This window comes from Pontibacter fetidus, assembly GCF_010119545.1.
Lineage (GTDB): Bacteria > Bacteroidota > Bacteroidia > Cytophagales > Hymenobacteraceae > Pontibacter > Pontibacter fetidus.
The window spans coordinates 121,641-147,270 of record NZ_JAAEAA010000004.1; the positions used below are offsets into that span (position 1 = coordinate 121,641).

Here is a 25,630-nt window from a genome sequence, read left to right on the forward strand (position 1 = left end):
ACGTAATTTGGCAAGTGCAGCAACAAAAGTAGGCTGCACTTGTTGTTTACAGCAAATCAAAGCAACTTATGAAGATCGGCATCGTCTGTTATCCTACCTTTGGTGGTAGTGGTGTAGTAGCCACAGAACTTGGTAAAGCCCTGGCTCTGAAGGGGCACCAGGTACATTTTATTACCTATAGCCAACCCGCCCGCCTCGACTTTTTTAACGAGAACCTGTTCTACCACGAAGTATATATCCCCTCGTACCCGCTGTTTCAGTATCCGCCTTACGAGCTGGCCTTATCCAGTAAGATGGTAGATATTGTGCAGTTCGAAAAACTGGATCTGCTGCACGTACACTATGCTATTCCGCACGCGTCGGCAGCATACATGGCTAAGCAGATCCTGAAAACGAAAGGTATAAACATCCCGGTTATTACCACGCTGCACGGCACCGATATTACGCTGGTTGGTAAAGATGCTTCATTTGAGCCTGTGGTAACGTTCAGTATCAACCAGTCGGATGGTGTAACAGCGGTATCAGAGAGTTTGCGTACCGAAACGTACGAATTTTTCCCGATAGAGCGCGACATTGAAGTAATTCCTAACTTTATAAATCTCGAGAAATTCCGTCGACAGAAAAAAGAGCACTTCCGCACAGCTATCAGCCCGAATAACGAAAAACTGCTGGTGCATACGTCCAACTTCCGCTCAGTAAAACGTGTGGAAGACGTGATCCAGATATTCAGTAGAGTGCACGACCATATACCAAGCAAACTATTATTGGTAGGTGACGGACCGGAGCGCCCTAAAATGGAGAAGCTTTGCCGCGACCTGGGAATCTACCATGATGTGCGCTTCTTAGGAAAACTTGAAGCCGTAGAGGAAGTACTTTCTATAGCTGATGTTTTCCTGATGCCATCTGAAAAGGAAAGCTTTGGTTTGGCTGCCCTGGAAGCTATGGCCTGCGAAGTGCCCGTGATCTCGACGGATGCCGGCGGTATACCCGAGCTGAACCTGAATGGTGTAACCGGTTTTGTAAGTGCCGTAGGCGACGTAGAAAATATGGTGCAAAATGCGCTGTATGTCCTGGACGATGAGCGCCTGCCGACCTTTAAAGCAAATGCCCTGGCCCGCGCCCACGATTTCGACATCGAAAAGATCGTTCCGCTTTATGAGAACTTTTACCAGAAAACTATAGCTGCGCAGTTAGCTGAAGTGAATAGATAGTATTTTCTTTTCTTTCTGAATCAGAATTTGAAGACCTTGTAGTGTCCGACGGCCCTACGAGTGTATTGCTACGTAGCGAAGGTGCATGTTGTAGACGCTCCGAGGTTTTCCAAACACTCAGAGGTCGTTTTCGGCCTTAGCTATAGTAAAGGTTACAGTTTTATAGTTAGCGATTGACCCGAGGGCTTAAGTTCCTCTTCTAGAACACTTGCGCTATTTCCTGTTTCACAAATGTAATAGCGCGGGCGGTTGGGTCTGTTTCGGTGGCAAGTATAGATTCGAGGACTTTCTTGGCAAGGTCGGTGCCTTTCGATTTGTCGGGCATTTCCTGGTAGGTTCTGTTGATCAGGTTTACCACTTCTTCGCGGGCATGTTTTACCTGCTGCCAGGCCTGCTCGCTCATGTATACCTGCTGTGACATATTATGGCTGAATTCATTACGTATCTCACTCAAAAGCATGCGGTGGTAATCGGAAGCGGTGTGGCCGGAGCCGCTAACGCGCAGTAGCAGGTTACTTGGCGTAATGCGCTCCAGCAACAACACAATGCGCTCATATGCCTGCAACCGGATAGGTATAACCACTTCGCCATTCTTTTGCTTTAGCTCCATCAGGCGTAGCTTATAGTCGCGCTCGGTCTGGTTCTTTACCAGTTGGTACATGGCTATGGCAACTATAAGGCCCGGTATCGTAATTTTCAGAATATCTATGATCAGCTCCATATTATCAGTTTTTAAAATCTAAATATCGTAAAAAATTAATTTAGTATCTCTGAAATCATTTTTACCACTTTACTGTTAGCATAGTAACACACGGTGGTAGTACGAATATATCTCTGGAAATACGTAACTTTGCTACCTATTAGAAACAAAACAACTATGGCAACAGAAGTAAGAATAGCCCCTATAACTATAACAGACAGAGCATTAGCTGAAGTTAAAAATATACTGGCAGAGAAAAATGTACCGGCAGAGTACGGTTTGCGCATTGGCGTGCAGGGTGGTGGTTGCTCTGGTATGTCTTACCTGCTTGGCTTCGATAAGCCGAAAGAATCTGATGAAACGTTCCAACTGGATGGTGTAACCCTGATTATGGACAAGAAGCACGGCATGTATGTAATGGGCATGGAAGTTGATTTCCAGGATGGCCTGAACGCACGTGGCTTTGTATTTAATAACCCACAGGCTAAGAGCACCTGCGGTTGCGGAAGCTCATTTTCCGCTTAAGTAGTTACCTTTTTTCTCTTTATATAGCAAAAGCCCGGCTCACCCGCCGGGCTTTTGCATTTTTATACTTTGTCGGTTTAGTAAGTTTTGGTCATGGAGGCCGGTACCACAAGTATAAAATCAGCCTTTTTCTTATTCTCGTCGGTCAGCTTTTCTAAGCTCTCTTGAGTAACAGTGGTTATAGTTGCTATTTTTAAGTTGGGCTGCTTTTGTTTCAGGTACCAGCCAATGCCTTCGTAATTATCAGAGTGGTAAGAACCGTTTAGGTGGAGCACTTTGTTTTGTTTTGCTAATTGCCTAAGTATAAAATGCGCCATGGTGGCATCTTTCAGGGCCTGGGCCTGCACAATGTTTTCGCCTTTGGTATTGCCGTGGGTACTGCTGCCAAACATAGCCAGCATGTTTTTATAACCCGGCAGGTTCATATCTACAACTATAGGCAGCGGCGCCATAAACTTTTTTGCATCCGGGCTTACGTTGTCCAGTGCTTTTAAACTTCCTGCAGCAACTATAGCGGCATAGCGGCGTGGCACATTAGTAGCTATAAACGGTATACCCGCTTCCTTTGTAAAAGTAACTACGGGTTTATAGTCAGTTTTATAGTTGTTCCATGGCCGCGACTCCTGTTCAAAGTTATTCTCTGCTACCTTTCCGCTCAGGTATTCATCAAGCACCAGTTGCACATCCGCTTCAAACATCTCGGCACCTATACTTAGCTTTTGCCCATGAGCTTTATGCAGGTCTTTGGCCACTTCCAGTTGCAGCCAGTGCGCGATCGGGTCGTTGTGCTGTTCGCCGAAGAGGACCACATCAGCCTTTTTAAGCTCGTCCAGCATTTTGCTATACTTTACATCTTTGCCATTGGCAGTAAAAAGCTGGTAAGCCGGTTTGTCCTGGGCCATAGCAGTTATAGTTAGAAGTATAAAAAAGCAGAGTAGGCGTATTGTCTTTTCCATGTTCGGGATTTATGAGGGACAAGTATAGATTTAAAAGTCTTCTATGTTTGCTAACTAAATATACAAAAAGAGCCGGCACTTTGCAGCACCGGCTCTTATACTTTTAACTATAGTTTACACTCTATAAAACAACCACTTAGAGAGCTCCTTATAGTTTATCTTTTTGCCATACATCAGTATGCCTACACGGTAAATGCGTGCTGCAATCCAGGTGGTAAATATGAAACCAAGTATAAGCAGGCCCATCGATAATAGCAGCTCCCAGGCAGGCACACCAAACGGCACACGCACCATCATAACTATAGGCGACGTGAATGGAATGATCGACATCCAGAACGCTACTGCCCCATCAGGGTTTTTAAGCACTACCGAGTACGACATGATAAAGGAGATAACCAGCGGAATCGTGATCGGCATCATGAACTGCTGGGTATCGGTTTCGTTATCTACCGCTGCCCCAATGGCGCCGAAAAGCGAACCATACAACAGGTAACCGCCCAGGAAGTAGAACAGGAAGCAACCAAAAATCAGCAGCAAGGGCAGGTTGGCAAAGCTTTGTTTTACATCCTTAATAGTGTTCGCAAATTCGTCGCTGTTGGCAGCAGCCTGCTCAGGTGCTTCATCGTCCTGGCTAGCTATACTTTCGCCTTCTGCTGCCACTTTACCGGCCTGGTATTGCTCCATCGGCGAAGGCGCGGCATCTATCCCAAACGCAGCCGAAACTGCCGTTACAGCCACAAACGAAAGGATGATCCAAAGCAGGAACTGCGTTAAACCTACCGCGGCTATACCTATAATCTTGCCCATCATCAGCTGAAAAGGCTTCACCGACGAGATAATGACTTCTACAATCCTGTTCGTCTTTTCTTCAATAACGCCGCGCATGATTTGTACTCCATACAAAAAGATAAAGAAATAGATGATAACCGCTGCGGCCACACCGGCTGCAGAAGTTATAACAGCATTGTTATCTTTTTCGCCTTCTTCGCTCAGGTTAATGGTGTTCAGCTTTACGTTGGCTTCTATTTTATCTAAAGTCGCTCTGTCCAGACCGGATGCTATAAAACGCTGATTCTCTATCTCTTTCTCCAGGGCTTCTTCCAGTCGAATCTGAGTTTGCAGGCTGGTGTTTTTCTTCCCGTAAACGGTTATACCTTTCGGGTCATCAATCGAAATCTTCGGGATATAAAGCAGGGCTGTGTTGTCGGTTTCCTGGTAAACAGTTTTAGCCTGCTCCAGGCTACCGGCCAGGGGCACGAATTTCAGGTCCTTTTTATTTTCCAGCTTATCAGCAAACAGGCCGCTCTCGTCCAGCACCATTATCGTTTCTTCGTCGCCAGACATTGTTATCAGCAAGCCGGGCAAAATCATGAACGTAGCCAGCAACAATGGTGTCAGCAAGGTCATGATGATAAAGCTCTTTTTGCGAACACGGGTCAGGTACTCGCGCTGTATGATCAACCAGATTTTATGCATGGTGTGTTTCGGTTACTTTACGGATGAAAATGTCGTTTATACTTGGTACCAGCTCTACAAAAGAGTGTACCTCTACCCGCTCAATCAGGTAACGCAGCAGGTTATTTGGCGTAGCACCATTCAGTAGCTTCACGTTTGCCCGGAACACGCCATGGTTCTCGTGCTGCTCCAACACTTCAAAATCCGGAGATGTGATAAGCAGATGCCCATTCCCGATAACCTGGTACGTATCTGTTTTATAAGCATTCCGGATTTCGCGCACCGGGCCGTCCAATACTTTTTTAGAGCGATTGATGAGGGCAATATTATCGCAAAGCTCTTCCACAGACTCCATGCGGTGCGTAGAGAAAATGATAGTTGCTCCGTTATCGCGCAGGCGCAGTATCTCGTCTTTTATAAGGTTGGCATTGATCGGGTCAAAGCCAGAGAAAGGCTCATCCAGGATGATGAGCGATGGCTCGTGCAGCACAGTTGCAATAAACTGTACTTTCTGCTGCATCCCTTTCGAGAGGTCTTCGATGTTCTTTCCCAGCCAGTCGCGTATTTCCAGTCGGTCTATCCAACCTTTTATACGAGCCGTGGCATCAGGTTTAGAAAGTCCTTTTAGTTGCGCCAAGTATAGCAACTGCTCCCCTACTTTCATTTTTTTGTAAAGCCCACGTTCTTCGGGCAGGTAACCCATATCCTTTATGTGGTGTGGCTTCAGGCGTTCGCCCCGGAAGTATATTTCACCTTCGTCGGCACCTGTTATCTGGGTAATAATTCGGATAAGCGATGTTTTACCGGCTCCGTTGGGGCCAAGCAAGCCAAAAATGCAGCCTGTAGGTATGGTAAAACTTACATTATCAAGGGCGGTGTGGCTGGCATAACGTTTAGTAACGCTATCAATCTTTAGAATACTCAATGCTGAAATCCATTTGATGTAATCAAAAATAGCTTTATCTCTTCAAAACGACAACTTTATATCAGCTTTATACTATACTTTTCGACAAACTATAGCTATAGTCTGATAAAGCAGTTCTACTTACGGATAAAAGCAAAAAGAGCCGGCCCTTGTAACAAGAACCGGCTCTTTTTATAGATTATACTTCCTTATTGAAAGTAGTCTTTCACTTTCTCGAAGAAGCCTTTATCGTTTTTGCCTGGGTGCGGCGCAAAGTTATCCGAATCGCGCAGGCGCTCTAACGTAGCTCTTTCTTCTGAGCTCAGGTGCTTTGGTGTCCAGACGTTGATATGGATCAGCTGATCGCCCTTGCCATAGCCGTTAATGTCTTTTATACCTTTGCCACGCAGCCTGAAAATCTCGCCGCTTTGCGTACCTGGTTTAATGTTGATCTTTACTTTACCACCTATAGTTGGCACTTCAATATCAGCACCAAGCGCAGCATCCATAAAGCTGATGTACTGATCAAAAATAACATTATTGCCATCACGCTTAAGGGTTGGGTGCGCTTCCTCCTCAATCTGAATTAACAGATCACCTGGCACGCCGCCGCGTTCCGGAACGTTACCTTTACCGCCCATAGACAGCTGCATGCCATCCATTACGCCAGCCGGTACATTTATAGTTATTACCTCTTCCTGTAGTTCTCTTCCGCTACCATGGCATAAATCGCAATTCTTGGTTACAATGCGACCTTCGCCATTACAGGTAGGGCAGGTTGCCGTGCTTACCATCTGGCCCAGCATGGTGTTTACCACCTTACGTACCTGGCCAGAGCCTTGGCAAGAGTTACAGGTTTGCATTTCAGTACCGTTTTTGGCACCGTTACCACCACAGGTACTGCAGGCTACATAACGTTTAACCTTTATCTTTTTCTCAACGCCGTTGGCAATTTCTTCCAGGTTCAGCTTTAGCTTAATGCGCAGGTTGCTGCCTTTACGCTGACGACGGCCACCGCCTGAACGTCCGCCTCCGCCACCAAAGAAACTCTCGAACGGACTGCCACCTCCAAAAATATCTCCGAACTGAGAGAAGATATCTTCCATGTTCATGCCGCCGCCGCCAAAGCCGCCATTCATGCCCTGGTGACCGAACTGGTCGTAGCGCTGACGTTTTTGCTGGTCGCTCAGTACTTCGTAAGCTTCCGCAGCCTCCTTAAACTTATCTTCTGCGGTATGGTCGTCCGGATTTTTATCCGGATGGTATTTAATGGCTAGTTTGCGGTAAGCTTTCTTAATCTCCTCCTGCGAGGCGCTTTTGCTTACCTCCAGCACCTCATAATAATCTCTTTTGGCCATTTGCTTACGCTCCTATTATAACTTTTGCAAAACGGATCACCTTGTCATTCAATGTATAGCCTTTCTCGATCACGTCTACAATTTTGCCTTTCAGCTCATCTGATGGCGCAGGAATCTGCGTTACTGCTTCATGCATATCCGCATCAAAATCAGAACCAGCAGGTATATCCATTGCCTTAAGACCTTTCTGGCCGGTTACATGCTTCAGTTTATGAAAAACCAGTTCCAGGCCCTGCAACATCGCATCCGTATCTTTGGTTTCTTCCATCGACTGGCGCGCACGTTCCATATCATCCAGTACAGGCAGTAAATCGCCCATCAGGTCCTGGTTGGCTGTTTTAAGTAAATCCTGGCGCTCTTTGGCGGTTCTGCGTCTGAAGTTCTCAAACTCGGCCATCAAGCGGATGTACTTGTCTTTCATTTCTGCCAATTCTGCAGCAGGGCCTTGCTCTTGTTCTGTTGCAGTTTCTTCTGTTTCGTCTACCTGGTTCAGGTTTTCTTCTGTTTCAGCACTGGCAGTGTTCTCTTGCAATTCCTCGTGCTCCTGTTCTTTTTTAATATCTTTATCTGACATAATGCCTTAAAAAAGTTAGATGGTTAGGTCTACTTTGTATTTTCAATTGTCTTGCCAAATCGGCGCTTGTGCCATTCTGACACAGGTTGATTGTTGAATTGCTAAATTGTTGATTGCTGTCTTTCTAAAATCTTAACAATTTAACCATCCAGCCATTTAACAATTTGCGTCAGAGACGCTTCAAAAAAAATCGGTAGACAGCCTGGGAGCTTCTACCGATCTGTAACTATAAGTATAGAATTCTGGCTTAGCTGTTCAGCGCGTTCCAGATCATGTCTTTCAGTTGAGGTATATTCTTACCTGTTACACTGGAAATGAAAACTGTTGGCAAGCCATCTGGTAGTGTTTTACGCATTTCATTTTCAAGTTCCTCATCCAGCATATCCGATTTCGTGATAGCCAGCAGACGCTTTTTATCCAGCAGTTCCGGGTTAAACGTTTGTAACTCGTTCAACAGAATATCATACTCCTTAGCGATGTCGGCGCTCTCACAGGAAACCATAAATAATAAGATGGAGTTCCGTTCGATGTGGCGCAGGAAACGCAATCCAAGGCCTTTTCCTTCAGATGCCCCTTCAATAATACCCGGGATATCAGCCATCACAAAAGAGCGGTAATCGCGGTAAGCAACTACGCCCAGGTTAGGCTCCAGGGTTGTAAAAGCATAGTTGGCAATTTTTGGCTTGGCTGCCGATACCACAGAAAGCAACGTAGACTTACCTGCATTCGGGAAACCAACCAGACCAACGTCTGCCAGTAGCTTCAATTCAAGTATAACCCACTCTTCGCGGCCTTCTTCGCCGGGTTGGGCGTAGCGTGGCGTCTGGTTCGTAGGAGATTTAAAGTGTGCGTTACCTAAACCACCGCGACCACCAGGGGTAAGTATAATTTCCTGACCGTCTTCGGTTATTTCACACATCAGCTCACCAGTTTCGGCGTTTCTGGCAACTGTACCAAGTGGTACTTCCAGTATCTGGTCTTCGCCTTGCGCACCGCTTGAGTGGCTTGGTCCGCCATTATGACCGTTCTCAGCTATAATGTGCTTGCGGTACTGCAGGTGCAGCAATGTCCAAAGTTGCGAATTGCCTTTAAGTATAACATGACCGCCACGACCGCCGTCGCCACCATCAGGACCACCTTTTGCCGTTTTCTTATCGCGGTGCAGGTGGGCAGATCCTCCGCCACCGTGTCCGGAGCGTGAGTTGATCTTAACGTAATCTATAAAATTCGATGATGCCAAATCAGGTAATGTGTGGGGTTTATCCCGGTGTAATGCTTACTTCTCTTCTTTCTCTTCTTTTTTCTCCGCTTTCAGCGAATCAATTTGCTCACAGATGTTACTGAAGATCTCTTCTATCTCGCCGATGCCATCTACTGCAAAATACTTGCCCTGCCCTGAGTAATAGTCTGCAACAGGTGTAGTTTTAGTGTTATACTCATCCACACGCTTTCTGATCAGTTCTTCGTTCTGGTCATCCGGGCGGCCAGATGTTTTACCGCGAAGCAATAAACGCTTGGTAAGCTCTTCATCATCCACTTTAAGCGCGATCATGCACGAAATTTCAGTTCCGTAGTCTAACAGCAACTTGTCAAGGCCCTGGGCTTGTGGCACCGTGCGCGGGAAACCGTCGAAAATGAATCCACCTGCACTTCTGTTTTCCTGCACTTTGTTAGAGATCATTCCGATCACAACTTCATCCGGAACCAGTACGCCATTGTCCATCAGGGATTTAGCTTTCAGGCCCAGCTCTGTACCGGCGGCAATTTCTGAACGTAGCAGATCACCTGTAGAAAGATGGATCAGGTTATATTTATCGATCAGCTTCTGACTTTGGGTACCTTTTCCAGCACCTGGAGGACCGAACAAAACGATGTTAAGCATATCTTAGGTTATAATAAAAAGCAAAAATAGGTATAAAATTCCTGAAGTGCTTATTTTTTTAGACAGCGCTGCACCCCACCTTGCTGCAAGTATAATATGGTAAGTATAAATCTTTTAGGATACGATCTTGTAAATATCGCGCAGGTTGCGGCCAAGTCCGTTATAGTCCAGCCCGTAGCCGACCACAAAATCGTTTGGTATAGCTTTGGCTACATACTTAACTTCGAGCTTATGCTGCAGGCAATCCGGCTTCAGTAACAACGATGCCACCTCAACCGACGCAGGTCCTTTTGCCTGTAACTGGTTTATCAGGTTATGCACGGTATGGCCGGTATCTACAATGTCTTCCAGCACTACTATGTGGCGGCCCTCAACATCTTCGGTCAGGCCCAGAACTTCTTTCACGTTGCCCGTGCTTTCCATATCCCTGTAAGACGAAAGGCGGATAAACGCGATCTCGCAAGGTACGGTTACCCGTTTCATCAGGTCAGAAGCAAACATGAATGACCCGTTCAGCACAGCCAGGAAAAGCGGGTTTTTGCCTTCATAATCCTGGTTGATCTGCTCCGCAAGTATCGTTATACGGGCAATAATTTCTTCTTCGTACAGGTAAGTGCTAAAGTCGCAATCGTGCAGCGTAATAGTACGGGGGCTCATAGTTTGCTTTTTGGTGAGTTGTACAAAGGTAGCATTTTAGAATATGATAAAAAAAGAAGCCCGGCGCAAAGGCCGGGCTTCTTTATACTTATAACTATGGTTGAGGTTACTTTGCAGCAATACCAGTTATAGTTACCGTGTTTTCAGAATTTATTGTTTGATCCGCTGATGGCGTAACTTTTACTTCACCAGGTGTCAGTTTTGGTTCTTCAGGTATGTCCGGCGTTCTTTCTGTAGCAATATGTGGTGCTATTACCAGCGACACGATCGACATTAGCTTGATCAGGATGTTCATGGATGGACCTGAAGTATCTTTGAACGGATCACCTACGGTATCGCCGGTTACAGATGCTTTGTGCGGATCAGAGCCTTTGTATTCCATTACGCCGTTGATCATCACACCTTTCTCAAATGACTTTTTAGCGTTATCCCAGGCGCCACCGGCGTTAGACTGGAACATAGCCATCAGCACACCAGAAACCGTAACACCGGCCAGCAAACCACCCAGAATCTCAGCAGAAGGGGTATCTTCAAACACACCTTTCAGGCCGAAACCAACTATAAGCGGAACAATTAGGGCAATAGCGCCCGGTAACATCATTTCGCGGATAGCTGCTTTTGTAGAGATGGCCACGCATTTTTCATACTCCGGTTTGCCTGTACCTTCCATAATGCCCGGAATTTCGCGGAACTGACGACGTACTTCGTGTACCATGGCCATCGCTGCACGACCTACCGCCGCAATTGCCAGCGCCGAGAAGATGAACGGAATCATGGCACCAATGAACAGACCAGCCAACACAGGCGCTTTGTAAAGGTCAATAGAGTCGATGCCAGCAATACCAACGAAGGCTGCAAACAGGGCCAGGGAAGTTAACGCAGCAGACGCAATGGCAAAGCCTTTACCGGTTGCAGCTGTGGTGTTACCTACCGCATCCAGGATATCTGTTCTTTCGCGTACTTCTTTCGGCAGTTCGCTCATTTCGGCAATACCACCGGCGTTATCGGCAATTGGTCCGAATGCATCGATAGCAAGCTGCATGGCTGTAGTTGCCATCATACCTGCGGCTGCAATTGCCACCCCGTATAAACCAGCTGCTGCATAAGAAAGAACGATACCTGCAGCTAGAACTATAATTGGTAACACAGTGGAGTGCATACCTACCGCCAGACCTGCAATAATATTGGTAGCATGGCCTGTAGAAGATTGCTGCACGATAGAGTTAACCGGGCCTTTGCCCATAGCTGTATAGTACTCCGTGATAATACTCATAAGTGTACCAACCACCAGACCAACTATAACCGCCAGGAATACATCATTTGCAGAGAAATCGAAGTTACGCAGGTTCATCTGCTCCGGCAGCATCCAGTGGATCACAAAGTATGCACCAACGGCTGTAAGGATAACTGAGATCCAGTTGCCACGGTTAAGGGCAGCCTGTACATCGCCACCTTCGCTCACACGAATGAACAGCATACCAATAAGCGAGAAAACAATACCCAGACCAGCGATCAGCATCGGAAGTATAACCGGCGATAATCCACCGAAATTATCAGTTGCAATCACTTCGCGGCCAAGCACCATTGTGGCCAGTATAGTTGCTACATAAGAACCGAAAAGGTCGGCGCCCATACCAGCAACATCGCCTACGTTATCACCTACGTTATCAGCTATAGTTGCAGGGTTGCGTGGGTCATCTTCCGGGATACCGGCTTCTACTTTACCCACAAGGTCAGCGCCAACGTCAGCAGCTTTGGTATAAATACCACCGCCTACACGGGCAAACAGGGCAATACTTTCAGCACCCAACGAGAAACCTGTCAATACTTCCAGGGCTACTTCCATTTCGTGGCCGTTAATATCGCCGTTCACGCTATATACAAAGTAGTAGTATAAAACTATAAACAGGGAGCCAAGACCAAGTACAGCCAGACCAGCTACACCCATACCCATTACCGAACCACCTGCAAAAGAAACGTTAAGCGCGCGGGAAAGGCTGGTACGAGCTGCTTCGGCGGTGCGCACGTTTGCTTTAGTGGCAATACGCATGCCTATAAAACCGGCTGTAGCCGAGAAAACTGCACCAATAATAAAGGCTATCACGATGGACCAGTGCGATTTTTCGCCGGTGGCACCCAGATAGCCTAAGAATATAGAAGCAATCACTACAAAATAAAAGAGCACTTTGTACTCTGCTTTTAAGAAAGCCATCGCACCATCTGCAATGTGGCGCGCAATCTCTGTCATGCGCTCGTTACCTGCCGGTTGCTTCGTTACCCACGCCGACCGTATAAAAGTATACAGTAAGGCCGCCAGTCCAAGAGCAGGAATCGCGTAAAGAATATTTTCCATTTAAAAGGGTTAAGAGTGTTAAGGTTAAAGAATATTTGAATATAGCTATTAAAGAAATGAGTTTGGCTTGAATATTCCAAATATTTTTAAAGTAAACCGCATTTTCAGCGCAGCAGCTATACTTCTTATTCTGAACAGGTTGAAGCTATAGTTGGAAATTAACCCACCCCTACCCCTCCCAAGAGGGAAATTTTTACCATAACTATAGTTTAAAAGCAAAAAAACGCAGCTTTTGGGCTGCGCTTTTTGTATTTTACATCAACTTTCTAACTCCTACATTCTCTAACTCATAAACTCTCAAACTAACTATAGTTTCTCCATCAACACCTGGTATAACTTTACCATACTGTCGATGTCTTTTTTGTTCACGATCTCGTCGGGGGTGTGTACATTGTCTTCGGGGGCGCCCACAAAACACCAGTCCCAGGGATAAGCGGCTTTTTGTAGTTCTTTGGCATCGCTGCCTCCTGCTCCTTCTACTTCCAGTTGGTAAGGCACTCCGGATTCCTTTGCTATGTTGATGATCTTCTGTACATAGGATCGACGCGGTATCAGGCTGTCGCGCATCGAAATAACGACGCCTTTGCCGGGCTGTACGCCTTCTGTAACCCAGGTAATATCTGCGATCAGGGCCTGACGCACGTGGTAATGCTCGTAAATATACTTGGCCAGGTAAGCTACCGAGCCACCGCCATGTTCTTCCCAGCAGCTAAAGGCTATAATACCATTTTCTAACGTCTCCGCTAACCTTAACGCAGCCCAAACGCCTAGTCGGTTATCTATGTAGCAACTTTGCACTGTCTCATCTGTTTCCCTGAAATCACATGCAAAAACCAGTTCGGTACCGCGATCTATTTCACGATGATAGTCATAGCTAAGTTCACCTTCTTCCTCATCATATTTTAAAGTACAGGTAATTTCGCCCTGGCTATCGGCACCGGTTAAAGTATAACCTGTTTTAGTGGCAGGCCCGCCAATCGGTACAAGTTGTTTGCCATAGCGCACTGTAAACCCAATCGAATCCATGTGTGCAAATACGGCTGCACGGGGCTCCCCGAAAACGAGCAAAATACAATCCTGGAAATCTTCGTTATTTACTATAACGGGTTGTACCTTCCACTGAACTTTATGTGTTTCGATATAGTTTAGCAGGAAGTCAGTCATATTTTTTTCATTGCCTGACGGAGCATGTATCTGGCAGAGTTGTTTCAGGAGTTTCATGTTCGTAGATTTGGGTTTATGCTCAAATTTAGCACAAAAGTTGCACTTTCATTTGCTACACTTAACGAGCAGCAGGCGGCGCACTTTAAAAATAGAATATTCCTATTTCTCATGAAAAAATATTTATACATCGCCTTTGGTTTATTTTTACCTGTTCTGGTTTCGGCACAGAACCGTGAAGGACTGGGCGATACTACTGCCATGCGCCAGGTTACCATGGAAACAGTTGATGTAATTCCGGCTGCTGTAAAAGTAAAGGGCATGTTGCTGCTTAATAAAGAAGTGCAGTACGAGCTTGAAGGTGCAGTAGATAACATGTATAACTTTAAGTATGAGCGTGCCGAAAAGCAGTTTAAATCGCTGCGTCGCCGTTACCCGGAGCACCCACTACCATACTTTCTGATGGGTTTGAGCCAGTGGTGGAAGATTGTACCTACCAACATCCAGACAAAAAAATACGATGACCTTTTCTTTGCTTACATGGATACAACCATGGAAAAAGCAGAAGAACTATACGACAAGAACGAAAACAATACCGAAGCAGCTTTTTTCCTGGCAGCTGCCAATGGTTTTTCGGCCCGCCTGCACTCGGAGCGCAGCAACTGGCGTAAAGCTACGGTGCATAGCAAGCGCGCCATCGAGTATATGGAAATTGCCAAAGCCGGTAACGGTCTGAGTCCTGAATTCCTTTTCGGTGAGGCGCTTTTCAATTACTATGCTATCTGGATACACGAGAACTATAAAATGCTGCGCCCGGTACTGGCGTTTTTCCCGGATGGTGATAAGCGCCTAGGTTTAAAGCAGCTGCGCCATGTCTCAAACAGCGGTTTTTATACAGGTACCGAAGCAAAATTCTTCCTGATGAAGATCTATGCGAATGAAGAGGGCAACCTGGATGAATCGATGAAGATTGCGCAATCGTTGGCGACCAAATACCCTGACAATGCCTATTTCCAGCGTTTTTATGCCCGATTACTGTTCGTACAAGGTCATTTCTCGATGGCGGAGCGTGTATCGTTAGATATCCTGCACAAGCTTGACCAGAAAATGCCGGGCTATGAAGCCGTAAGTGGCCGCTATGCTTCTTATATACTTGGCTACGTAAACCAGAACAAATACCGTGACCTGGACAAAGCCAAGCAGTATTACCTGGAATCTATTATGTATGCAGAGATGAGCGATGAGCGGGATTCGGGTTACTTTATAAATTCTTACCTCAACCTGGCACGTATCAGCGACCAACTGAAGAACAAATCACAGGCAAAACGCTACTATACCATCGTGCTTAACGCAAGTGAAAAGAAATCTCCGGCATTTAAAGAAGCGCGGACTTTCCTGAAGGCTAATAAGAAAGTTAAGTAAATAGGGATAGAAAAGTAGCTTTGTGCGCCTGAACAGAATAATGTTGCACCACATGGTTGTGCCCGGCTATACCTTGTTGGGTTCTTAGTTCAGCGTTTTGTAGCAGTAATTCTAGCTTTTCGTACCAGTCCTGTTCGGTTTTACAAGTATAGCCAACTATACCGTTTGGCACAGCTATAACATTTGCTCCTACTTCCGAAACTATAGCCGGAATACCCAGCGCCATATACTGCAAAGCTTTAAAAGCGCACTTCCCTTTTGACCACTCCGTGTCAGGTAAAGGCATTACACCTATATTAAACAGCTGCAGACTTTCTATTTCTGTGGCTTCAGACCAAACTATAAACTTTAGCGATTTCAGATTTATATCCGGTTTTCGGTCTGCCACCACTACAAAGTCGAAACTATAGTTTTGCTCCAGTTGCTGCAAAACTGGTTCTATCAATTTTAAATAAGGCAACGTAGAATGCGACCCGATCCAGCCTATAGTTACCTTCTGTGTTTGCTGCGCTTTTACTTGGCTATAGTTTATAGTTGTGTTTAAAACGGTAGGCAGATAAACCGTATTTGTGTTGTAATTTAAAGCATATTGCTGCAGAAAATGATTGCCGGCGCTTACCTTATAGCTCCATTTACAGATCCGGGCAGTTTTACCGTGCCATTTATAGTTTGATGCAATGCTATTATCATCAGTTGTATTCGGCATCCAGATAGCATCATCAAAATCTAAAATAAGCTTTTTGCGAAATACCTTTGCTGCCAGCCATTCAAACCACGGAGGCCCGACAGGTGTAGCCTCGCGATGTATGAAAATATAATCGTATGTTGCCAGCCTGCTTAACAGTAATAGCCTTCTGAACATACCTTCCGCTAAACCGAGCAGTTTCTGCAAACCATAGCCTTTTTTATAGAGTATCGCCCAGGTGGCCATATCCCAAAAAGGAGCCAGCTTATAGGTTATACTTTGCTCCTGCAAAACCGGCAACCATTGCTCAACCCTATACCTCTGCGATGCAGCTTTACCAACCGGATAAGGTACTACAAAAAGCACTTTCATGTCGCCTTCTGTTGGTTAAAGAAATATTCGTAAGCCTCCCGGATCTTTTCAGGTGACCTATACTTTGCAGCAAGCTTTGGAATTTCCTGTCGGTGAATTGGGTCTTTAAGTATAGCCTGTATTTGCTGAATAGCCTGTGCTACACTTCCTTTTTGCTTTAAATTGAAAAGCGCCCCGCCGCCTTCTTTTTTAATGATATCGCTTTCGTCGCCGACACTTTCTGTAAGCAATACCGGCAGTCCGTTTGCCCAGTACTCGCCTATTTTAACCGGGGAAAGATATCTTTTAGATGGCCCTTGTTTATAAGTAGCAAAAGCAAAATCAGCTGCAGATAGGTAAGCAGGGACCTCCGTATGTCCTACAGCAGAGATGTATACTTTGCTTAGGTCTATACTATAGTATTGTAGCTGCCGTAAAATTTCCTCTTTAGGCTGGGGTGAGAGTATGATCAACCTGAAATCAGCAATATGTTCAAAGCACTGCCGGTAGATCTGAAAAGCTTCATCGCTATAGTATAGCCCGCCATATTTGCCAACGTAAATACCGATGGTCATAAACTCCCAACCCAGCGCTCTGCGTACATCAGTTCTCAATTCCAGATCAAACCTGAAAGATGTCACTTCTACTGAGCAGGGAGCCACAGCTATTTTGTTCACATTTAATCCTTCACTCAAAAGTCTTTGCTTATAGCCTTCAGTAACAGGCATAAGCCCGGCAGCATTGTCTTTCTGCAGCTTTTCCCATTGTCGCTGCATTATATACTTTAAACCTAACTTGCACCAAACCCCTGATTCCAGCATATAATCTGCGTGTGGTTCAAACAATGTTACCAGATATGGGATATTTGAGCCTTTCAAAGCTTTCGAAGCCATAGCTCCTGCCGGAGCGCCGTGGGCAATCAGGAGGTCTATTTTTTCATGCTTTAAAACCGTTCTTAAAAATTTAACTCCTTTCCTGAATTCTCCTATCTGGTTGAGCAACCTGATGTTATAGTTAGGTGACAACAGTGGAAGCCATTTCATTTTTTTATGTCCTAAGATAGGATCACTCTTTGCCAGCTCAGAAGTCTGTAGGCCTTCTTCAAAGGATATAAACACGATGCGCTGAATGAAGGGCATACTTACCAACACTCTTAAGTGTGGCAAAACTGTTGATACAGTAAGTCCATCTTTCAATTTCCAGCGACAAATGAAAAGTATGTTCAAAGCAACCTAGGATAAATATTGTCGATACAGCGCTTCTATTTTATGGAGATAAACTTCTTTCTTAAATTCTTGCGCTCTTGTCTTACCCGACAAGGAAAGCTTATACCTTAGCTCAGCATTATTTTTCAATTTAAGTATCTGTTTAGCACAATTTGCTGGTGAGCTTAGGTCGAAAAATAGCTCATTATTTGCTGTAACTTCCCTGTGAGCCTCAATATCTGACAATATGCATGGCAAACCTATAGCCATAGCTTCAACCATCGCAATACCAAATCCTTCATGGGTTGAAGCAAGTATAAATCCATCATACAGCTGCAGCAATTCATATATTTTCTGATGTTCGCCTTGTAGTTTTACTTTCGTTAAGCCTTTATTAGTAATAGCTCTTTGCAACTCATCCCTCAAAGGCCCTTCTCCAATTATATCAAGGTAAATTTCCTCCTGCTTTAAAAGCTCAAAAGCTTCCAATAAAAAAGCATGGTTTTTAGCCACTTTTAAAGTCCCTACCGCAACCAACCGGAAGGTTTTCTGGTCAACCTTTCCTTGGCCAGCATATTCCGGAAGGTAAAAATCATCCTTAACAAAATTGTAGCAAACAGAGCATTCGGGACCTACACTTACATATTTCTTATAATCATGCGCTACGGCTTCTGACACAAAAACCAGATGGGATTTTTTGCTGTATGTTAATTGCTCCAGGTATAAACTTAACCGATTAGACTGAAATGCATCTTTACTAAGCAAGCCATGCACCGTACTAATTAGTTTAATATTTTTAGGTTTGGCAAGCCGAGCAACTATAGTTGGCCAGTAGTGATGCGCATGTATTAACCTTACATTCTCATCTTTCAGAATTTTTCTTAACCTATATACGCATTTCAGAAGGCTATACTTTCCGGAATAATTCAGGCAGTATATCTTATCGGCTTTGACCTCAGGGAGTAAAGTTGCAGGCTCTCTCATGTAGACTACAACATGCCTGTATTCGTTAGAAATATCTTTAAGCGACTCCGTCAATAATACCTCAGCGCCACCAATTACAAGCGATTCTATAATATGTAGTACAGTAGCTTTCAAGTTAACTTTGCTGATAGTAAATTACCTCTTCACAATTTAAGTTTAAGGTGGGCAAACCAAAAATACTATTTATCGGCGACTATTGCAGAACAGATTACTTAAGTATGCTGGATGTGGCGCGGGGTGCCTGCGAATTCTGGTTTCTTTATTTTACTTCGCCTGATGAAGAACAAGGTAAGTCGTATCTGGAGTATGGAAAGGCTATTTACTGGTCAGATTACGGCAGTGCGCAGGATTTACTTAAAGCTATAGCTCCGCATAAAGTCCTTTTCTTATACATTGATACGTACCACGCGGTGGTATTGAATATAGCCTGTAAAGCTACCAACATATTTACCTATCACCTGGAGCATGGTATGCGCGCTGATTACGGAATAGCTGACGAGGCAACTATAAGGCCGCAACTATACCCCAACTATAAACTCAGAACATTACTATATAACCTGGGAAGCCGGATAAGAGCCAGACTTTTTTTAAGGAATAGTATCCGGAAGTTTGGCAAAGAAGATGCTGCTTTTGCCAAGTCATATATTTCGGTCAGGGGCAAGCATAATTATTTTCAAACTTTTAAGTTAATAGCATCACCTAAACGCACTGCAGACTGTTACATTAGCTTCAGTCCAAAAGTTTATCAGGTGCACCAGCAATACGATCACCTACCATCTAACCAGAAAGTACACTTTATAGGTGTGCCATATTTCGATAAGTTAGCCAAGGTAAAATCTTCAACTCCTGAGCGCTCCATCCTTTTTATAGATCAACCGTTAGCGGAAAAGCAATTATTGCAGTGGTCTCTTGATTACAAAAGTGATTTTGCCAAAGCATTAGCAACTAAAGCCCAACAACACAACTATAAGCTTTATGTAAAGTTACATCCCAAACAGGATGGTTTCATTTGGAAGAGTATTTCTACTACAGAGATTATAGATGACGCTAAGCTGGAAGAGAAGTGTGGAAGCATACCTATAGTTTTAGGCTTTTACTCTACCTACCTCATGCCTTTAGCAGCCATGCCCCACACCACGCTTATTACCCTGGAAAATCACCCTATAGGAAAACTGGATGTTTCTAAATCATGGATTGATGCTGCCGTAGCTCACCCTATCTATAGTTTAGATGAACTGCCTTGGGCTCTGGAAAATATCGAGGTGTTACACCAAAAACAACTCCCTAATAAAAAGCAGTTTGCAGAGGATTGGCTGTATAAATTCGATGGTAAAGCGGGGGAAAGGCTACGGGATATACTGTTAAGCGACGAACTATAAAAACAGAAGCGGCACCCAACTATAGTTAGATGCCGCTTCTGTTTTATCTGTAAAGTTATACTGTTTCAGGTGTCTGGATCTTCTCTTTAAAGTATTCAAGCGTAATGCGTAAACCTTCTTCTCTACCTACTTTTGGTTCCCAGCCTAAAATTTCTTTCGCCCTGGTAATATCTGGTTGGCGTTTCTGAGGGTCATCTTGTGGTAACGGCTGGTATTCTACTTTCAGCTCCACGCCTGTCAGTTTACATATCTCTTCAGCAAACTCCTTTATAGTTATCTCTGATGGGTTTCCTACGTTAACAGGCAGTGCGTAATCGCTTAGCAGTAGGCGATAAATTCCTTCTACCAGGTCATCCACATAGCAGAAAGAGCGGGTCTGCGAACCATCACCAAAAATACTTAACGGTTCGCCACGCAATGCCTGGCTCAGGAATGCAGGTAATACACGGCCATCATCCAGTCGCATGCGCGGGCCATAGGTGTTAAAGATACGAACTATACGCGTCTCTAAACCGTGGTGCATGTGGTAGGCCATTGTCATAGCTTCCTGAAAGCGCTTGGCTTCGTCGTAGCAGCCACGTGGGCCTACGGGGTTTACATTCCCCCAATAGTCTTCGTTCTGTGGGTGAACCAACGGGTCGCCGTATACTTCAGAAGTGGAAGCAATCAGCATACGGGCACCTTTTGCCTTTGCTAAACCCAGCAGGTTATGTGTACCCAACGAGCCAACTTTAAGTGTCTGGATCGGGATCTTCAGGTAATCTATCGGGCTGGCCGGAGATGCGAAGTGCAGGATATAGTCAAGTTTACCAGGCACGTGTACAAACTTAGATACATCGTGATGATAGAACTCAAAATCCTTCAGTTTAAAAAGGTGCTCGATGTTTTCCAGGTTACCCGTGATCAGGTTATCCATGGCAATTACATGATAGCCTTCTTTAATAAATCTATCGCAAAGGTGGGAGCCCAGGAAACCGGCCCCGCCTGTGATGAGTACTCGTTTCTTACCCATTGTTATACAGTTGCATTTAGTTCAGAAACCGGCTGTTTTACCCCGATGCCATAGTAGGTAAAGCCTTTTTCGTTCAGGTCTTTGGCATCGTAAATGTTTCGGCCGTCAAATACCACTTTGTCTTTCATCAGCTTGCTGGCCACGGTAAAGTTTGGCGAACGGAACTCCGGCCACTCGGTTACCAGTAGCAGCGCATCGGCATCGATCAGGGTTTCGTATTCGTCTTTGCCGTACTGGATGGTGTCGCCCAGCGAGTGCTTGGCTTCTTCCATAGCCACAGGGTCATAAGCTTTTACCTGTGCGCCCTGCTCCAGCAGTTTCTTGATAATCACCAGCGAGGGTGCTTCACGCATGTCGTCTGTTTTTGGCTTGAACGACAGGCCCCAGATAGCAAAGGTCTTACCAGCCAGGTTGCCATTAAAGTGGGCACTGATCTTGTTAAAAAGTACCGACTTCTGGTGTTCGTTCACTTCTTCCACTGACTTCAGTACGCGCATCTCGTAGCCGTTCTCACCAGCTGTACGGATCAGCGCTTTCACGTCTTTCGGGAAGCAGGAGCCACCGTAACCAATGCCCGGGTAAATGAACTTGTTACCGATACGGGCATCCGAGCCGATCCCTCTGCGCACCATGTTCACATCCGCACCCATAATTTCGCACAGGTTGGCAATGTCGTTCATAAACGAGATCTTGGTCGCCAGCATGGCGTTAGCTGCATACTTGGTCATCTCTGCCGACGGAATATCCATAAAGATAAGCGGGTGACCGTTCATCAAAAATGGCTTGTAGAGCTTGGTCATCACGTCTTCTGCTTTTTCAGACGCTACGCCTACTACTATTCTGTCCGGCTTTAGAAAGTCTTCTATCGCAGCACCTTCTTTCAGGAATTCCGGGTTAGAGGCCACGTCGAACGGGATATCTGCGCCGCGGGCAGCCAGTTCTTCTTCAATGGCCTGGCGTACTTTTTGGGCTGTACCCACCGGCACGGTGCTTTTGGTAACTACTACCAGGTAGTCGTTCATGTGATGGCCAATCGCGCGGGCCACGGCCAGCACATATTTCAGGTCAGCCGAGCCGTCTTCGCCCGGAGGCGTGCCTACGGCTATAAAAGCGGCATCGCAACCCTGGATACTACTGGCAAGGTCTGTGGAAAAAGAAAGGCGTTCTTTCTGCGTATTGCGCAGCACCATTTCTTCCAGTCCCGGTTCATATATTGGCAGAATGCCTTTTTTTAAGTTTTCAATTTTGGTGGTATCGATATCGATACAGGTAACATCTATACCTACTTCCGAAAAACAGGTGCCTGTTACCAGGCCAACATATCCCGTACCAACTACTGCTATTCTCATACGTCTGTAATTATTTCAAATGCAAATTTATACTTTTTATCTTAAGACATATAACATGTCTAATATCCTGCTTATAGTTGTTTTGCTAGCCAACTGCTTGAAAGGTGTTTTTCCACCAGTATTGAAAGACAAGTAACATCCATACTTGTGTTTGCAATGTTCCTGCCGCATTACTTTTAAACGTCTGCCGGAGCTGTCTTATTTGGGCTACATCAAATATCTGTTGTCGCTCCACCAGTTCATCCGAAAGATATTCGTTTATAAGGCCTCTGCCTTCTGTTTGCAAGAAAGACAGCAATGGTATCTCAAATCCTTTTTTGGGCCGCTTATAAAGCTCGGCTGGCAACATATGCCGGAAACTATCCTGCAATATTTTTTTTTGATACGATTTATCAATTTTAGATGCTACTGGTAGCGAAAATGCGAATTTTACAAGCCTGTGGTCTAAAAACGGACTTCTGATTTCGAGGCCGTTTGCCATGCCCATCAAGTCTGTTTTCGGAAGCATATCGTTTGCCAGCACCAGTTGCCAGTCGGCACACAGTACGTTGTTCAAATCGTAATGGTTTCTGGTTAAACATTCTAATAACCGGCTTTTTCGTGCTGTATATAAACGGTTGGCTGCTTTAGTGCGATTTTCGGGTTTTAACCAGTTTAGTGCCTGTTGTTCCTGCTGCCAGGTGGCCCAAAGCCAGTAACGATCTGCTGCCGGTAATTTTGCCCCTGCTGCAAAGCGATGTAACTGTCTTACTTTGTTTGCCAAAAAAGAGTTTCTTGATTTTGGTAGATTTTCCCACAAAAAATCCAAAGAAGTAGTAAGTGTTGCTGTAGTGCCTTTTGAGAGTGCCTGCAACTCCGCACGGTGCTTGTTATATCCAGCAAATAATTCATCTGCCCCATCGCCCGACAACACTACTTTTACCTGTTTACCAGCTTGTTTGCTTAAACTATAAACTGCCAGTGCCGATGAATCTGCAAATGGCTCACTTAACCCATCAAGCATCCCGAATAAATTCCCGTACAGGTCTTGTGTTGTAAGTTTAACCTCTGTGTGATTAGTGTTATACTTTTTAGCTACTAAGCGTGCATAGTTGGTCTCATCAAAAAATGGCTGATCCGGGAACCCGACTGAAAAAGTCTGTAAACCCGGCAATTGCCCGGCTGCCAGTGCTACAACTATAGATGAATCAATACCGCCACTCAGAAATGCCCCAACAGGTACATCAGCTACCAGGCGCTCGGTTACAGCCTGTTGCAGCAGTTGTTTTAACTGCAGTTGCTGTTGTTTATAAGTCAATGTATTGGCAGCAGCTTTTTCGCCATCAAACGGGAGCTTATACCAGTTACTATCGTGTACTTTATTGTTTCTGACTACTAAGTAATGTCCCGGAAGCAGCTTTTTAACACCTTTAAGTATAGTTGCTGGCGCCGGAATATAAGTTAACTGCAGGTACTGGAAGAGCGACGTATAGTCCAGCTCGCGTGGCACACCAAATTCCATCAACGCTTTTAACTCGGAGCCAAACAGGAATTTATCGCTGTCCTTATAGTATAGCAATGGTTTTTCGCCGAAACGGTCACGTGCTACAAACAAGCTATGTTCAAGGACATCATAAATGGCAAAGGCAAAAAAACCATGTAAGCGCTTCAGGCAGCCTGGCCCCTCTTTAATGTATAGTTGCAGAATAACTTCCGTATCGGAATCGGTGGTGAGCGGAATACCGTTTGCTGCCAGTTTACTTTGCAAAGACTTATAGTTTAAAATCTCGCCGTTATAAACTATAGTATACCTACCGCTAGGGTCGGTTAATGGCTGGTTAGCGTTAGTTGAGGGAGCAATTACAGAAAGCCGGTGATGTGCCAGGGCTATATTTTCGCGCACAAACGTACCCGATGCATCCGGCCCGCGATGCTGAAGCGCGTCGCTGGCCAAAGGCAAGTGTGCTATAGTTTTACACCCGGTTTCAGAAAAGGCAACAACTCCTGTTATTCCACACATATACCTGTAAAGTTAAACTTTTATAGTTCAGGCTGCAGTAAAAACGCGACTTCGAAACTTAAAAAGTGATCCCTAATTACCCAATATTAACAACCCGCGCTCTTAAACAAAGTATAGCCTAAGTAATACCACCCTGTTTTACTATGAAACCAGACTGGCTAGATAGAGAAGAGTATCCCTTCGAATCTAATTACTTGCAACTTGACTGTGGCAGAATGCATTACATAGACGAAGGCGAAGGACCTGTTATTGTAATGGTACACGGTACCCCTGCCTGGTCTTTTATTTACCGCAATCTTATAAAGCTGTTGCGGCCGCGTTACCGTTGTGTGGCTATGGATATGCTTGGTTTCGGCTTATCTGATAAACCCGATGACTTTAGTTACAAGCCAAGGGCACACGCCGAGAACTTCGAGAAATTAATGGAGCACCTGCAACTGAAAGACATTACGCTGGTGGTACACGATTTTGGCGCACCTATAGGACTGGCTTATGCCCTGAACCACCCGGAAAATGTGCGCAGCATTGTGATGCTAAACACCTGGACCTGGTCTTTATCAAAGCATAACACCTTTTCGAAGGCTAGTAAATACCTGGTAGGCCCGCTGGGCAAATTCCTGCACTCCAAGCTAAACGTATCTACCGGCGACCTGGTGAAAGAACTCTTCGGAGATGCCGAGAACATGCCTGAATCTATACGGGGCCAGTATGTAAATGCGCTTGGCACCCCCGAGCAACAGGTACGCTCGCTGGCCTGCGCCCGGGAACTGGTAGGTGTAAGCCGCTGGTACGAGGAACTATGGCAGAAACGCAAAAGCATACAGGATATACCTACCCTTATACTTTGGGGAGAACGCGACAGGCTTGTAAAGATTGAGGCGCTACAGACCTGGAAGAAATTTTTCCATGAGTGTTATGTAATCCATTTTGAAGACAGCGGTCACTTTTTGCAGGAAGAGAACGCAGAAGAATTGGCTGGCTATGTTAGTAACTTTATAAAAGAAGAGCGAAAAAAACGTGAACTGACCTGCTAGCCTGAAAATTAAGAATCCATTTTTATGAAAGCCAATAAACCACTTAAAGAAGCCATACTTCGCGCACCCGAGTCAACGCAAGAAAACCAACAGCCGCAGCAGGAAAAACTATTTCATTTAGGGTCTGGATCTTCAAAGTCAGAAACAGAACCTCACCAGCCACAGGATTTAGTAAATGAAAAGCCCCGCAACCGCATAGAGTCGCTACAAACCCTGAGAGAGTTGGAATATGATGTAGAGAAGATAGAGAAAGGGAGTAAGAAATAAGAGGTTTTGCTGAATAAACTATAGTTTAATGTCATCCTGTGCCAAGTCGAGGGATCTTATGCGTCCTATAGTTTGAGCATTTACTTCCTTGAATCAAGCCTTCCTTCCAAAGTTCCTATCTTCCTGGGAGCTTTACTTACCCATAGTTGTCATAGCTTGTTTGGCTCCCTCACGGCCGGGAGGCCCCGTCTTCGGGCATCGCGCTGC

At 45.2% G+C, this 25,630-nt stretch carries 23 protein-coding genes; 6 read left to right on the forward strand and 17 right to left on the reverse strand.

The features are described from left to right. Window positions 1-68: 68 nt before the first annotated feature. Window positions 69-1,211 carry an N-acetyl-alpha-D-glucosaminyl L-malate synthase BshA gene (gene bshA, locus GWO68_RS04190; RefSeq protein WP_162345166.1) on the forward strand — a complete coding sequence of 381 codons (1,143 nt, stop codon included), beginning with the start codon at window positions 69-71 and terminating at the stop codon, window positions 1,209-1,211. 199 nt (window positions 1,212-1,410) lie between these two features. Here the strand turns inward: bshA and GWO68_RS04195 are convergent, their stop codons facing one another. Further along, complete coding sequence (locus GWO68_RS04195) at window positions 1,411-1,932, reverse strand: DUF7935 family protein (RefSeq protein WP_162345167.1); 522 nt, start codon at window positions 1,930-1,932, stop codon at window positions 1,411-1,413. Window positions 1,933-2,088: 156 nt separating this feature from the next. Here GWO68_RS04195 and GWO68_RS04200 point away from each other — a divergent pair, with 156 nt between their 5' ends. After that, window positions 2,089-2,436 (forward strand): HesB/IscA family protein, encoded by a 348-nt coding sequence (locus GWO68_RS04200; RefSeq protein ID WP_162345168.1) that lies wholly within the window; start codon window positions 2,089-2,091, stop codon window positions 2,434-2,436. 77 nt (window positions 2,437-2,513) lie between these two features. Here the strand turns inward: GWO68_RS04200 and GWO68_RS04205 are convergent, their stop codons facing one another. The 10 genes from GWO68_RS04205 to GWO68_RS04250 all read right to left on the reverse strand — a co-directional run bounded on the left by GWO68_RS04205 (window position 2,514) and on the right by GWO68_RS04250 (window position 13,796). Further along, on the reverse strand, window positions 2,514-3,392 hold the full coding sequence (locus GWO68_RS04205; protein ID WP_162345169.1) for a ChaN family lipoprotein: 879 nt from the start codon (window positions 3,390-3,392) through the stop codon (window positions 2,514-2,516). Window positions 3,393-3,506: 114 nt separating this feature from the next. Further along, window positions 3,507-4,868 (reverse strand): ABC transporter permease, encoded by a 1,362-nt coding sequence (locus GWO68_RS04210; protein WP_162345170.1) that lies wholly within the window; start codon window positions 4,866-4,868, stop codon window positions 3,507-3,509. Next, window positions 4,861-5,772 (reverse strand): ABC transporter ATP-binding protein, encoded by a 912-nt coding sequence (locus tag GWO68_RS04215; RefSeq protein ID WP_162345171.1) that lies wholly within the window; start codon window positions 5,770-5,772, stop codon window positions 4,861-4,863. The genes GWO68_RS04210 and GWO68_RS04215 overlap by 8 nt, the downstream gene beginning before the upstream one ends. A gap of 188 nt (window positions 5,773-5,960) precedes the next feature. Then, window positions 5,961-7,109, reverse strand: a complete 1,149-nt coding sequence (dnaJ, locus tag GWO68_RS04220; RefSeq protein WP_162345172.1) for a molecular chaperone DnaJ — start codon at window positions 7,107-7,109, stop codon at window positions 5,961-5,963. A gap of 4 nt (window positions 7,110-7,113) precedes the next feature. Then, a complete protein-coding gene (locus tag GWO68_RS04225) occupies window positions 7,114-7,683 on the reverse strand; it encodes a nucleotide exchange factor GrpE (protein WP_162345173.1) in 570 nt (189 codons plus the stop codon). Window positions 7,684-7,930: 247 nt separating this feature from the next. Continuing rightward, window positions 7,931-8,923 carry a GTPase ObgE gene (gene obgE / locus GWO68_RS04230; protein WP_162345174.1) on the reverse strand — a complete coding sequence of 331 codons (993 nt, stop codon included), beginning with the start codon at window positions 8,921-8,923 and terminating at the stop codon, window positions 7,931-7,933. Window positions 8,924-8,959: 36 nt separating this feature from the next. Further along, window positions 8,960-9,565, reverse strand: coding sequence for an adenylate kinase (locus GWO68_RS04235; RefSeq protein WP_162345175.1), 606 nt, complete (start codon window positions 9,563-9,565; stop codon window positions 8,960-8,962). A gap of 114 nt (window positions 9,566-9,679) precedes the next feature. Further along, entirely contained in the window at window positions 9,680-10,222 is a 543-nt protein-coding gene (gene hpt / locus GWO68_RS04240) for a hypoxanthine phosphoribosyltransferase (RefSeq protein ID WP_162345176.1), read from the reverse strand. A gap of 106 nt (window positions 10,223-10,328) precedes the next feature. Continuing rightward, the gene (locus GWO68_RS04245; RefSeq protein WP_162345177.1) at window positions 10,329-12,575 is read right to left on the reverse strand and encodes a sodium-translocating pyrophosphatase; all 2,247 of its coding nucleotides are present in this window, start codon (window positions 12,573-12,575) and stop codon (window positions 10,329-10,331) included. A gap of 306 nt (window positions 12,576-12,881) precedes the next feature. Continuing rightward, complete coding sequence (locus GWO68_RS04250; protein WP_162345178.1) at window positions 12,882-13,796, reverse strand: M20/M25/M40 family metallo-hydrolase; 915 nt, start codon at window positions 13,794-13,796, stop codon at window positions 12,882-12,884. A gap of 111 nt (window positions 13,797-13,907) precedes the next feature. Here GWO68_RS04250 and GWO68_RS04255 point away from each other — a divergent pair, with 111 nt between their 5' ends. Beyond that, window positions 13,908-15,158: a tetratricopeptide repeat protein gene (locus GWO68_RS04255; protein WP_162345179.1), complete on the forward strand. Its 1,251-nt coding sequence runs from the start codon at window positions 13,908-13,910 to the stop codon at window positions 15,156-15,158. On the opposite strand, the gene GWO68_RS04260 is transcribed toward GWO68_RS04255, so the two are convergent. The 3 genes from GWO68_RS04260 to GWO68_RS04270 form a co-directional block, all read right to left on the reverse strand. Further along, on the reverse strand, window positions 15,151-16,215 hold the full coding sequence (locus GWO68_RS04260; protein WP_162345180.1) for a glycosyltransferase family protein: 1,065 nt from the start codon (window positions 16,213-16,215) through the stop codon (window positions 15,151-15,153). The genes GWO68_RS04255 and GWO68_RS04260 overlap by 8 nt on opposite strands. After that, window positions 16,212-17,333 (reverse strand): glycosyltransferase, encoded by a 1,122-nt coding sequence (locus GWO68_RS04265; RefSeq protein ID WP_235941928.1) that lies wholly within the window; start codon window positions 17,331-17,333, stop codon window positions 16,212-16,214. Before GWO68_RS04265 ends, GWO68_RS04260 begins: the two co-directional genes overlap by 4 nt. A 93-nt stretch (window positions 17,334-17,426) precedes the next feature. Continuing rightward, entirely contained in the window at window positions 17,427-18,497 is a 1,071-nt protein-coding gene (locus GWO68_RS04270) for a glycosyltransferase (RefSeq protein ID WP_162345182.1), read from the reverse strand. 47 nt (window positions 18,498-18,544) lie between these two features. Here GWO68_RS04270 and GWO68_RS04275 point away from each other — a divergent pair, with 47 nt between their 5' ends. Continuing rightward, entirely contained in the window at window positions 18,545-19,762 is a 1,218-nt protein-coding gene (locus GWO68_RS04275; RefSeq protein WP_162345183.1) for a polysialyltransferase family glycosyltransferase, read from the forward strand. 55 nt (window positions 19,763-19,817) lie between these two features. Here GWO68_RS04275 and GWO68_RS04280 read toward each other — a convergent pair whose 3' ends face one another. The 3 genes from GWO68_RS04280 to asnB form a co-directional block, all read right to left on the reverse strand. Next, on the reverse strand, window positions 19,818-20,774 hold the full coding sequence (locus GWO68_RS04280; protein WP_162345184.1) for a UDP-glucuronic acid decarboxylase family protein: 957 nt from the start codon (window positions 20,772-20,774) through the stop codon (window positions 19,818-19,820). A gap of 2 nt (window positions 20,775-20,776) precedes the next feature. After that, the gene (locus GWO68_RS04285) at window positions 20,777-22,123 is read right to left on the reverse strand and encodes a UDP-glucose dehydrogenase family protein (protein WP_162345185.1); all 1,347 of its coding nucleotides are present in this window, start codon (window positions 22,121-22,123) and stop codon (window positions 20,777-20,779) included. A gap of 85 nt (window positions 22,124-22,208) precedes the next feature. After that, window positions 22,209-24,122, reverse strand: a complete 1,914-nt coding sequence (asnB, locus tag GWO68_RS04290; protein ID WP_162345186.1) for an asparagine synthase (glutamine-hydrolyzing) — start codon at window positions 24,120-24,122, stop codon at window positions 22,209-22,211. A gap of 143 nt (window positions 24,123-24,265) precedes the next feature. On the opposite strand from asnB, the gene GWO68_RS04295 reads away from it, so the two are divergent. Together GWO68_RS04295 and GWO68_RS04300 are read left to right on the forward strand one after the other, a co-directional pair. Next, on the forward strand, window positions 24,266-25,156 hold the full coding sequence (locus GWO68_RS04295) for an alpha/beta fold hydrolase (protein ID WP_162345187.1): 891 nt from the start codon (window positions 24,266-24,268) through the stop codon (window positions 25,154-25,156). A 24-nt stretch (window positions 25,157-25,180) separates the two neighbouring features. Further along, complete coding sequence (locus GWO68_RS04300; protein WP_162345188.1) at window positions 25,181-25,423, forward strand: hypothetical protein; 243 nt, start codon at window positions 25,181-25,183, stop codon at window positions 25,421-25,423. Window positions 25,424-25,630 lie beyond the last annotated feature (207 nt).